This window comes from Marinilabilia sp., from assembly GCF_016278715.1.
In the GTDB taxonomy this organism is placed as follows: Bacteria; Bacteroidota; Bacteroidia; order Bacteroidales; family Marinilabiliaceae; genus Marinilabilia.
Genome location: NZ_JADQBH010000312.1, coordinates 15,383 through 27,663, shown reverse-complemented (window position 1 = coordinate 27,663; position 12,281 = coordinate 15,383). Strand labels below are relative to the sequence as shown.

The 12,281-nt window shown below is 40.9% G+C and carries 6 protein-coding genes; 3 read left to right on the top strand and 3 right to left on the bottom strand.

The window, feature by feature from the left end; all coding sequences use genetic code 11:
* Positions 1-2,004, bottom strand: a 2,004-nt coding sequence (gene ppk1, locus QZZ43_RS18985; protein ID WP_291862604.1) for a polyphosphate kinase 1, incomplete at its 3' end; no start/stop codon positions are given.
* Between the two features lie 378 nt (positions 2,005-2,382).
* On the opposite strand from ppk1, the gene QZZ43_RS18980 reads away from it, so the two are divergent.
* Positions 2,383-3,063, top strand: coding sequence for an FAD-binding oxidoreductase (locus tag QZZ43_RS18980; protein WP_291862602.1), 681 nt, complete (start codon positions 2,383-2,385; stop codon positions 3,061-3,063).
* 111 nt (positions 3,064-3,174) lie between these two features.
* On the opposite strand, the gene purL is transcribed toward QZZ43_RS18980, so the two are convergent.
* Positions 3,175-6,855 carry a phosphoribosylformylglycinamidine synthase gene (purL, locus tag QZZ43_RS18975; protein WP_291862600.1) on the bottom strand — a complete coding sequence of 1,227 codons (3,681 nt, stop codon included), beginning with the start codon at positions 6,853-6,855 and terminating at the stop codon, positions 3,175-3,177.
* A gap of 309 nt (positions 6,856-7,164) precedes the next feature.
* Here purL and QZZ43_RS18970 point away from each other — a divergent pair, with 309 nt between their 5' ends.
* A complete protein-coding gene (locus QZZ43_RS18970) occupies positions 7,165-8,217 on the top strand; it encodes an aldose epimerase family protein (RefSeq protein ID WP_291862598.1) in 1,053 nt (350 codons plus the stop codon).
* 271 nt (positions 8,218-8,488) lie between these two features.
* On the opposite strand, the gene QZZ43_RS18965 is transcribed toward QZZ43_RS18970, so the two are convergent.
* Entirely contained in the window at positions 8,489-9,838 is a 1,350-nt protein-coding gene (locus QZZ43_RS18965; protein ID WP_291862595.1) for a hypothetical protein, read from the bottom strand.
* Positions 9,839-10,202: 364 nt separating this feature from the next.
* Between QZZ43_RS18965 and QZZ43_RS18960 the strand changes: the two genes are divergently transcribed.
* Positions 10,203-12,116: a long-chain fatty acid--CoA ligase gene (locus QZZ43_RS18960; protein WP_291862592.1), complete on the top strand. Its 1,914-nt coding sequence runs from the start codon at positions 10,203-10,205 to the stop codon at positions 12,114-12,116.
* Positions 12,117-12,281: the final 165 nt, after the last annotated feature.

Below are 12,281 nucleotides of genomic sequence, written 5' to 3'. Positions count from 1 at the left end.
GAAAGGTTTTTCTCCGGCTACAGGTTTTTTCAGCTTATTGGTCAGATTATTATCCAGAATACGTGCCGCACTGGTATCCTTCCACTGAATGCGAAACATATTCAACAACTGACTTTTAAGGGTTTCGTCGTAAATGGGGCAGGCAACCTCCACACGCCTGTCCATATTTCGTGACATTAAATCGGCAGACGCAATGTAAATGCGCTGACGTTCCCCGGCACCTATGATATAAAACCGGCTATGCTCCAGCAGCCTGTCTATCAGCCCTATACTTGGAATAGAACTGCCATTGCCATCAAAATCGGGAATGAGGGAAAACATTCCCCGCACATTTAATCTCACATCAACACCTGCCCTGTAAGCTTCATACAGTTTCTTTATGACCCGGTAATCGGCCAGATTATTAACTTTTAGCCAAATGCGGGCTTCTCCTCCCTGTTTGGCTATTTTTATTTCCTTATTAATTAACTCGTTAATTCTTTTTCGCAAATAAAATGGAGAAACCCATAAGTGACTATAACGGGCAATGCGGTAATTTTTATCAAAAAACTCAAATACAGAACCAACTTCACGGGCAATCCCCTCGTGAGCCGTCATCAGTATGTGATCGCTAAAAACCCTGGCGGAATCTTCATTGAAATTGCCGGTGCCAACACAGGCATAGCGTTTAAACCTACTCCCCTCTTTCCGGACCACATAGCATAACTTGGAATGCACCTTCAAACCTTTTACCCCATAAATAACCTTTACACCAGCATCGGTAAGTTTGTTGGCCCATTTAATATTATGAGCTTCATCAAAACGCGCCTGAAGCTCCATCACAACGGTGACCTTTTTTCCGTTATGTGCCGCATTTATCAAGGCATCCATAACATTTGAGTGCTTTGCTACCCTATAAATAGTGATTTTCATTTCCCTGACCATCGGATCAATGCTGGCCTCACGAAGAAAATCTATAAAATGAAGGAACGAATGATACGGAAAATGAAGTAAAATATCTCTTTCATGTAAAACCGGAAAAACCGATTGACCATTGGGATAATATTCATGGCGAATAGGTGGCAAAGGATCATAAATCATATCGCTTCCCCCAATGTTGGGGAAGTCCATAAAGTCTTTAAAGTTATGATATCGTCCACCCTGAATGATGGCATCCCCCTTCGAAAAATGGAGTTTTCTCAATAAAATCTCCAACAGATCATCAGGCATCTCCCGGTCATAGACAAATCGTACGGGTGGTGCATCCTTTCTTCGCTCCAGACTTTGAGCTATGGCACTCACATAACTCTCAGAGATATCATCATCGATGTCCAGTTCGGCATCTCGCGTAAGCTTGAAAGTATAGGCTCCAATCTCATCAAAATCGAACATATAAAAAATGTCCTTCAACTCATACCTGATGACATCATCCAACAAAAGCATACAGGTGGACTTGTCACTTGAGGGGACAATAAAAAATCGTCCCAAAGCATCAACAGGTAATTCCAGTAAAGCATAAATAGATTTTCCAGTTTTATGCTTTCGTAAAATCACTCCCAGATAAATGGCATCATCTTCCAGGTCAGGCAGCGCTCTGCGTTTAGAGATAATTACCGGCATCAGCTTGGGCCTCACCTTATGCTCAAAAACCCGTCTTACATATTCGCCCTGTTTTTTATTCAGTGATTTCTCATCAAGCATATACACATTATGTGTTTCCAGCTCATGAATTATCTGCTCATAAATTTTTCCAAATTCCACGCCCTGCTGCAGCACCACCCTGTTGACTTCCCGAAGCGTTTCACGAGGCGAAACACCATCAACCTCGGAGTCTTTACCCAACTGAACCAATCGTTTCAATAGAGCTACACGCACCCGAAAATATTCATCCAGATTATTGGAATAAATACCCAGAAACTTAATGCGCTCAATCAAAGGCACTTCCTTTTTCGAAGCCTCCTGAAGCACTCTCCCGTTAAAAAATAGCCAACTTAATTCTTTGGACCTGTATTTGGAATATATCATGAATTCTACATTTTTCGGATAATAGAAAAACTAAAATATAGATAATTTGTTGAATGGTTCCAAATAAATAATATCTGGAACTGTCTGAATTTCACATTTAGGATTATTTTATCCTAAATAATTAAACCTTTTTTGACTCCAACGGTTTTCTTTTTTTGCAGCATCTTATCAACAGAAAACCAATAATCCCAATGCGTATTGCGGGGGATATGATAATATTGTATGCTAAGCTAAAAAACATTAAATCAAAAACCATTTAAAACGAGTACGGATATTTAACTTCTCAAATCTAATCCAGCAAAATTAATATTAAAATGTTTCAGTTTCTATTGACTCAATAACTCAGACCAAATTCTACTAACAAAATATGAACGAAATATGAACGAAGTATCTGAAGCCAACAAAATTTCAACAAAACTGCATGAAATTGTTGAGATGCGTCACCTTAACGAATCCACATTTGTGGTTAAACTCGAAAAAAACAACCTGGAATTTCAAGCAGGGCAACACATCAACGTAGGCCCCGCAAACAGTATTCACACCAGAGAATATTCCATTTACAGTGGCGAGAATGATGATTTTCTGGAAATTCTTGTAAAAGAAGTTTCCGACGGTTTTATCTCTCCCGTGCTAAAGAAACAACGCCCAGGGAACATGCTGGTTGTGGAAGAGCCAGTAGGATATTTTTCCCTGCCACGAAAAAGTAACCCGGGCGAAAAATTGCTGTTTATTGCCAGCGGAACAGGAATATCACCTTTTCACAGCTTTATTAAATCCAATCCCGGATTAGATTTCACCATTCTGCATGGAATCAGAGATAACAGCGAAAAATACGATTCTGATTTTTATAGTTCATCACGATACATTGCCTGCACTTCCAGACAAAAAAGCGACAATTCTTATTTTGGGAGAGTCACCAACTATCTGGAAGAAAATCCGGTGTTATCAAACACCAGATGCTATTTGTGCGGCAACAGCAGTATGATTCACGATGTTTATGACATTCTTGAATCACAGGGAGTTTCATCAGAAATGATACATGCTGAAGTTTACTTTTGATAAATGAACCAGGTATAAAAAGCATCTTTTTATACAACGCTCATAAACATAAAAAGCGGAAATCGCCTTGAATGGCAATTTCCGCTTTTTAAAAATCATCAGGCAGGTGTCTTATTTTTTACTCTCTACCCATTTCCTGGCATTCACAAAAGCTCCCATCCAGGGTGTTACTTCATCACCGGCACGATCTTCGGGATAATAGCCCCATTGCCAGGGGAAAACTGCCCTTTCCAGGTGCGGCATCATTGCCAGGTGGCGTCCGTCGTCCGAACAAATAGCAGCAGCATTGTAATCGCTTCCGTTGGGATTGGCCGGATAGGCATCGTACCCATACTTTCCTGGAATATTATACGCACTCTCCTCCAAAGGAAATTCAAATTTTCCTTCCCCATGAGCAACCCACACCCCAATTTGTGAACCAGCAAGAGATTTAAGCATAACAGAATTATTCTCCTGAATCTTCATGGTCAGGAAGATGGATTCAAACTTATGCGAATCGTTGTGAAGCATTTTTGTTTTTTTCTCATGCCCGGGATTCACTAAATTCAAATTAACCATCAACTGACAGCCATTGCAAATACCAAGACTCAGCGTGTCAGGACGAGCATAAAAATTATCCAAAGCTTTTTTGGCTTTCTCATTGTAAAGGAATGCACCGGCCCAACCTTTAGCCGAACCAAGCACATCTGAATTGGAGAAACCACCTACAAAAACAATAAAATCGATTTCCTCCAGTGTCTCTCTTCCACTGATAAGATCCGTCATGTGAACATCCTTCACAGCAAAGCCTGCTTTGTACAACGACCAGGCCATTTCACGATCTCCGTTTACCCCTTTCTCACGAATAATAGCCGCTTGAGCCTTCCTGGTCGGGTTCACGATGTCAAGAGACTTTTCTGTTCCCTGAAAATTTGTAGGAAAATGATATTTTAAAGGTTGATTCTTATAGTTTTCGAATCTTTCTTTTGCTTTCTGTGGGCCACTTTGGTCGCGGTCCAGCAAATAGGATGTCCGGAACCACACATCACGCAATTTGTCAATATCAAAAGGAAACTCTTTCTCCGTTGTTTTAATTGTCAGCTTACGCTCCTCAACCGGCTGTCCGATCAGGCTAAAATGAATACCTGCTTCTTCCAGTATTGTGGAAACCTTTTCAATATCAGTAACCTGTATTACAACGGCAGGATTTTCGCTGAAAAGCAATTTCACCGGGTCCGGTTCTTCCATTTCTGAAAGGTTGGCCGAAATTCCAAAATCTTTGTTAGCGAAACACATTTCAAGCAGAGTAGTAACCAATCCACCCGCAGAAACATCATGTCCTGAAAGTACAAGTCCTTCACGAATAAGTTTCTGAATGGCTTCAAAAGCGGTCTTGAAATAATCAGCATCGGTTACTGTCGGCGCTTCATTGCCCAGCCTATTCAGAATCTGGGCAAAACTACTTCCTCCAAGCTTAAGTGCATCAAATGAGAGATCGATATGCAACAAATAGCTGTTAACATCTTTTTTCAATAACGGGGTCACAATCTTACGAACATCCTCCACCTCTCCTGCAGCACTGATAATCACCGTTCCGGGCGACATAACAGACTCCCCGTCAGGATATTTCTGAGTCATGGATAAGGAATCTTTTCCTGTAGGGATATTGATGCCCAAATCGCAAACAAAATCACTGACCGCCTCGGCAGCTTCATACAGGCGCGCGTCTTCTCCTTTGTTCCGACAGGGCCACATCCAGTTGGCACTCAAACTCACACCCTCAATACCATGTGTCATGGGAGCCCATACCAGATTGGTCAACGATTCAGCCACCGAAACAACAGAGCCGGCAGCGGCATCAATCAGACCAATGCCGGGAGCATGTCCAACAGAAGTAGCCATTCCTTTAATTCCTGAATAATCGATGGCCGTAGCGCCCAAATCACTCAAAGGCAATTGAATTTCTCCAATTGTCTGCTGACGAGCTACTTTTCCGGTCACCGAGCGATCAACTTTATTTGTCAGCCAATCCTTACAAGCCACAGATTCCAGCTGAAGTACTGATTCCAGATAGGATTCAATTTTCTCAACCGAATAATCCAGTTCCCGGAATCTCCGTTCAACACTTTCGTCATTCATCACCGTCTTTGGCGGATTACCAAACATATCAGCAAGCTGAAGGTCAATGGGCGAATTGCCTTTGTCATCTTCAAACTTAAACTGCATATCCCCGGTGGTTTCTCCAACCACGTAAAAGGGAGAGCGCTCTCGTTGGGCAACGTTTTTCAATATTTCCACGTGTTTCTCATGAAGAACCAGTCCCATTCTTTCCTGAGATTCGTTCCCCACTATTTCACGGGCAGAAAGCGTTGGATCACCAACCGGAAGTTTGTCCAGGTGAATGGTACCACCTGTTTCCTCCACCAACTCCGAAAGACAGTTTAAATGGCCACCGGCACCATGGTCGTGTATGGAAACTATGGGATTCTCATCACTCTCCACCATTGCCCGAATGGCATTCATGGCACGTTTTTGCATCTCCGGGTTGGAACGTTGCACAGCATTCAGTTCAATAGCGTTGGCAAACTCTCCGGTAGCAACGGAAGAAACAGCTCCTCCCCCCATTCCGATACGGTAATTATCACCACCCAAAACCACCACCCGGTCACCTTTGGAAGGTTTATTTTTCAGACTGTCAGATTTTTTGGCAAAACCAATTCCTCCGGCCAGCATAATTACCTTATCATAGGCAAATTCGTGATAGTTTTCAAAATGCTCAAAAGTAAGTACAGAACCACAAATCAAGGGTTGTCCAAATTTATTACCAAAATCGCTAGCCCCATTGGAAGCTTTAATTAAAATTTGTTCCGGGGTTTGATACAACCATGGTCGTGCTTTAAAATTCTCCTCCCATTTGCGCCCTTTCTCCAGGCGGGAGTAGCTGGTCATATAAACGGCTGTACCTGCAAGAGGTAAGCTTCCTTTTCCTCCTCCAAGCCGGTCGCGTATCTCTCCTCCCGAACCGGTGGCTGCTCCATTAAACGGCTCAACCGTTGTTGGGAAGTTATGCGTTTCAGCTTTCAAAGAAAGTACAGACTCAATATCCTTTTCAACAAAAAAATCAGCAGTATCCTGACGCCCCGGAGCAAATTGCTTCATAGAAGGCCCTTCAATAAAAGCCACATTGTCCTTATAGGCCGAAACCAAATAATTGGGATTTTTTTGGGAGGTACGCTTAATTAATTGAAACAGGGAACTCTCTTTCTCTTCACCATCAATCACAAATGTTCCGTTAAAGATTTTGTGACGACAATGCTCTGAATTCACCTGCGAAAAGCCAAACACTTCACTGTCGGTGAGTGGCCGCCCCAGACGTTCACTCAAGCCGTTAAGATAACCAATTTCATCTGCATTTAAAGCAAGTCCTTCTTTAATATTGTAAGCCTCAATATCGTCAATAGAAACAATCGGTTCAGGCGTTTTGTCAATATGGAAAATCTCCTGATCCAATCCTTTATAAAGAACCTGAAGCATCGGATCGAAATCCGCATTTTGGTTTTCTGTTTCAAAAAACTCTTCAATTCGTTCAATTCCGGCAATCCCCATATTTTGGGTAATTTCAACAGCATTGGTACTCCAGGGAGTAATCATTTCCCGCCTGGGCCCGACAAAAAAGCCGTTCAAATTTTGTTCAGACATCAAACGGGCACCATCAAAGAGCCAGGTGAGTTTTTCCAAATCGGTTTGAGAAAGGGCTTGCTTACAACCAACAGCCAATATTTGCCGGTTGTCCCCCTGAAAGAAAAGGATCATGTGATTTTCAGTTTTATGCAGTTTGTACTTTGAAGCTGCAAAATTAACACATTTAAGGGAATTATTATATGAAATTGTTTTTTACCTGTTTTGCTCCGGAACTTTTCACAACATTTTTGGCCTGATGAAATTAAAGTTTGGTAAACCCATACACCTAACATTTCTTAATCCGATTGAAATCATAAAATTTGTTTACTTTTGCCATAGCAGATGTTAGTCACTATCTGACCTTTACATTATTTCCCGGAAAAAAGAACTGTTTTCATATAAGGCTTAAACAAATATTCAAAGCAAATTAAAACACTCAAAATGAATATTAAAGAACTCAATGTATCCACAGAAGCCCAAAAACAATCGGTAAAATTATTTGAAATTAAGAACGATGAGGGCACTACTATTTACATCACCAACGCCGGCGCTGCCATTACCCGGATAGAAACAAAAGATAAAAGAGGAGAACTGGCCAATATAGTCCTTGGCTTTGACGACCCAATGCAATACATTGCTCCGAATTATCTTGAAAACTGTGTGTTTCTGGGAGCTACCATCGGACGTTTTGCAAACAGAATTGCCAAAGCACAATTTGAACTCAAAGGGAAAAAATACAAATTAAGGATTAACAATGGAAACAATCACCTGCATGGCGGGCCCACAGGTTTCCATTCAAAAATATGGGAACCAAAAATTGAGGATACCGATGCAGGCCAGGTTCTGGTTATGCAATTAAACAGTCCCGACAATGATGAAGGATATCCCGGAAATCTTAACGTGGAAGTTCGATTTTATCTGAGCAACGAGAATGAGCTCATCATTGATTATGAGGCCACAAGCGATGCTGCAACCCCGGTTAATCTAACAAATCATAGTTATTTTAATTTGTCGGGCAGGAACAGGGACATTCTGGAACATGAAGTCCTTATTTTTTCTGATGAATACACCCCGAAAAAGGATGATATTCCCATTGGAGACATTATCTCCACAAAGGATACCCCTCTTGATTTCAAAGAGTTCCACGAAGTAGGAGCGCGCCTGGAGCATCTTCCGAAAGATGCTTACGACCACAATCTGGTAATACAGGGCAACGAAGGTGATCTAAGACGTGCGGCTATAGCCAAAGAACGCGAATCCGGCAGAATTATGGAGATTTACACCACGATGCCCGGAATGCAGTTTTATTCAGGTTATCATCTGGATGGAAGCTACAAAAACTCAGCCCGGAAATTTGACCGTTTTGCAGCTATGTGCTTCGAAACACAATACTTTCCTGACTCCCCAAACCATCCCTCTTTCCCGTCCTGCATTGTGACCCCTGAAAAACCATATAGTCATACCACGGTTTTCAAATTCGATACTGAAAAATAAGAAAAACGGGTCGGTTTGTTTAAACATTCCGGCCCGTTTTACTAATCCACCCAAAGAAAATTCTTAATTATGGTCAATAAATGCAATGGCTTGATGTTCTTTTATCAGCCTGCCATTGGTTAACTTTTGTGGCGAAGATTACCCCATCTTTCTGCTCCTTCCTTCTACCTGTTAAGAACAAGAGTTAGCAACTAACCTCCTTTTCCCTACATGCTTTAAATAACTTAATCTCTTACTGTTACCTATTATTTCTTATGTGGTTAATTATTTTTTATCTGTATCTGACAGTGGTTGGTTCGTTTATCCAGTCACCTACAACAAACTCCTGTCCTTCGTCCAATCCATAAAAGAAACATGTTTGTTTATCCGGAAAGTACTGCGTGTAAACATCTATTTGCTTCAACGCTTCGACCTTACACGAATTGTCTTTTCTGATGGCTGTCAAAAACTGATCTACTGCAACCCAATAAACAGCATTTTTTTCAAAATCATTTCCTGAAACATTATTCGCTTCCCTGGCATAGATACTTCCAAGCAACAGATGCGGTTGTCCCCATTGAGGCATCAGTAAAGAGGAACGTTTAGCATATTGGCGCGCCTCGACAGGTTTCTTAAAGTGACCATCCGTCAAAACAGCCAACTCAAAATAACAAACAGCTTTCAGGCTGTCATCGGTGGTTTTTGAGGCAGCTTCTTTGTAAAAATCAGCAGACTTGTTAAATCTTCTTTTACGGATAAACATCCTGGCCAGGTCAAATGCTGCCTCCGGGGAAGGATTCATTTCATATTTTTTTAGAACTAACGAAGTAAACAGCTCTGTCTCCACGCATCCTGATATTTTCATAACCTCCAGGTAAGTGTTTATCTCAGATGATGTAAGATCAGCGACCAATTCCGCACCTCCCAACACCTCACTAAAAACATCACAGTTTTCAAAATTCGCCCTCTGAATTATTGAGGTGAGAACCTGCTGAACCTTATGGACAATATTCGAATTGTATTGTTCCTGAAGCTGCCATTTTTGAACTTCACCATAGACACTAACATAATCAGAAATAAAAGAACTGTCGGATACAATCCCCTCATCACTCAGAATTTTGGAAGACTGCATCCAGGCCAGCAGCACAGCAGGTTCACTTTTTTCTTTTCTCAAAGAATAGCTCTTCGCAAAACAATCGTATGCACTCTTTAATGAATGAAGATTGTTCCTGCGGTATTTAATAATCTCCATACCCTTTCTTCCAAGAATCCATCCCTCAGGATACTTCTGATATTCTCCAAAATACTTTAATCGTTTATCATAAACCATTAATAAAGTATCAACATAAGCTTGTCTGGTGGATTCCTCTTTTGCATTCTCTATAAATTGTTCCCACAACTTTACTCCATCCGAATAGATTCGAACACTGATATCCGGACAATCTTCCACCAATGACCGCCAGGGGCCAACAGCATGAATGTGCATATTTTTCTCAATGGCCAGGGAAGCCACCGATAATTTTTGAAGACAATCAATACTGTCCTTTTCTGACCTGAATGAATTGGCAAGAGCATTACCGGTACTTAAACCAAAAATTATAGCAAAAAACATCGAGGTTAGAATAACTTTGGAAATCTTCATTTTCTTAAGTTTTTTATTGGACATGTTTTTTCAGTAGTTTGTTAGATTTTTAAACGTCAAGGGCATCGTACAGCGTTGACAATGTGCATTTAAACAAAAACAGCATGGACCATAAAGCGCTTATCTACTGAGCCTTGCAACAGCATTCCGGGCAATTGTTTTAAATTTCCATTGCAAATATCTGTATTCACTTTCCACTTAATCCAAAAACTTGCCACGAATCCTAAATAGCTGTTTATGTAATATTTAAGCACAATGTTTCAATTCGTGAATTGTCCGAAATACGACAAGCACTGTCCGGAATCGAACACAACTGCTGTTTACAGGAATTTTCTACATTTGTATGCAAACAAATTTTCAAACCATGCTCAGTATCATTAACTATTTCGAAGAAAAAGTAAAAAAATACGGTGACCACCCCCTTTTGTGGGAAAAAAGAGAAGGTCGGTTTCAACCCACAACGTATAAAGAAACCAGGGAGCAGGTAATGGATCTGGCAGCAGGGCTCGTTGATTTTGGGATAAAAAAAGGTGACCGTCTGGCATTGCTTTCCGAAGGTCGTAACAGCTGGCTTGTATCAGAACTGGCCATTCTTTTTTGTGGGGCAATCAATGTACCGTTAAGTACAAAACTGGAAGCTGACCAGGAATTGATTTTTCGAATTGTACATTCCGAATCAAGAGTAATCATTGCATCCGGTAATCAACTTCTAAAAATTCGTCAAATCATGCCGAATCTTCCGGCTGTCGAGAAGATAATTGTTTTGGATAACCTGAATGATATTCAGGAAAAGGAAATTTCATACAAAGAAGTAGTAAATTCAGGAAAAAAGTACCTGAAGAACCATCTGCAGGAAATTAACCAAATAAAGGATTCGGTTGATTTTAACGACATTGCCAATATATCTTATACCTCCGGAACAACTGCTCAACCCAAGGGGATTATGTTATCGCACAGGAACTATACAGCAAATGTAGAGCAGGCCTTCAGCTTCATTGACATCCCTGCCCATTTCAGAACATTAGTTGTGCTCCCCTGGGACCACGCCTTTGCTCATACTGCAGCACTGTATGCCTTTATGTACAAAGGAGCTTCCATTGCTTCGGTGGAAACGGGAAAAAATCAAATTGAAACTTTAAAGAATTTTGCCAACAATATTCTGGAAATCCAACCCCATGTATTGATGAGTGTCCCGGCCATGGCAAAAAATTTCCGAAAGAATATAGAAAAAGGAATTGCAACAAAAGGCAAGTTTTCCTCAGCTTTATTCAACCTTGCAATGAGATATGCAATATGGTACAATGGTAAAGGAAATGATAAAGGCAATGGTTTCAAGAAAATGACAACACCCTTGTACAAACTGTTCGACAATATTCTTTTTAAAGCAATAAGAGTCCGTTTTGGCGGGAACCTTCAATTTTTTATTGGCGGAGGAGCTCTTCTGGATATTGACCTCCAAAAATTCTTTTATGCCCTTGGAATTCCGATGTATCAGGGCTATGGATTGAGTGAGGCCGCTCCTATTATTTCGGCAAATACTCCAAACCATCACAAGTTAGGCTCTTCCGGACCGATAGTCCAAAATCTGGAAGTTCGAATTTGTGACGACCAGGGAAGGGAGCTGCCAGCTGAAACTTCGGGAGAGATTGTCATAAAAGGAGAGAATGTCATGTTGGGTTACTGGAAAAACGAGGAAGCCACCAGGGAAACTATAAAGGATGGCTGGCTTTATACAGGCGATTTGGGTTACATGGACCAGGAGGGATACCTATACGTGCTTGGCCGGTTTAAAAGCCTTTTGATTGGTTCGGATGGTGAAAAATACAGTCCCGAAGGAATCGAAGAAGCAATCATTGACCATTGCCCGCTAATCGACCAGTTTGTGTTGCACAATAATCAAAACCCATATACCGTTGGACTAATCGTTCCCAATGTGGAACAGACCAAACAACTGATTAAACATCTGGATGGGGATCTCACTCCCGAACAAAAAGCCGATAAAGTATTGGAAGCGATCCAGGAGCAACTGGCAGAATTCAAAAAAGGAGGCAAACTAGAAAATATGTACCCCGCAAGATGGCTTCCTTCAGCCAGCATTATTCTCCCGGAAGCCTTTACCGAAGCCAATAAACTTCTTAACAGTACTATGAAAATAGTTCGTCGAAAAGTAGAAGAGCACTTCGAAGATGAAATTAACTTCCTTTACTCCGCTGAAGGTAGGGAATTTCAATCTGAAAGAAACAGAAAGAACCTGAATAACTATTTAACAAAACAATAAAAATCATCATCTAAAAAATCAAAAAAGAGAATAACATTCTTTCTTTCAGGAAATTTAATTATTTTGTCCATGTTAATGCTCAGAAAACTGTCAGAAGCAAATTATTCTGTTATTGATTACATGGAAAGAAATTAACCAATGAAATAACATTTTGTGCGTTTTGTA

What these genes read in the sequence shown, in the direction of transcription:
- QZZ43_RS18980 (WP_291862602.1), top strand. Translation starts at nt 2,383, where the DNA reads ATGAACGAAGTATCTGAAGCCAACAAAATTTCAACAAAACTGCATGAA.
- purL (WP_291862600.1), bottom strand. Translation starts at nt 6,855, where the DNA reads ATGATCCTTTTCTTTCAGGGGGACAACCGGCAAATATTGGCTGTTGGT.
- QZZ43_RS18970 (WP_291862598.1), top strand. Translation starts at nt 7,165, where the DNA reads ATGAATATTAAAGAACTCAATGTATCCACAGAAGCCCAAAAACAATCG.
- QZZ43_RS18965 (WP_291862595.1), bottom strand. Translation starts at nt 9,838, where the DNA reads ATGAAGATTTCCAAAGTTATTCTAACCTCGATGTTTTTTGCTATAATT.
- QZZ43_RS18960 (WP_291862592.1), top strand. Translation starts at nt 10,203, where the DNA reads ATGCTCAGTATCATTAACTATTTCGAAGAAAAAGTAAAAAAATACGGT.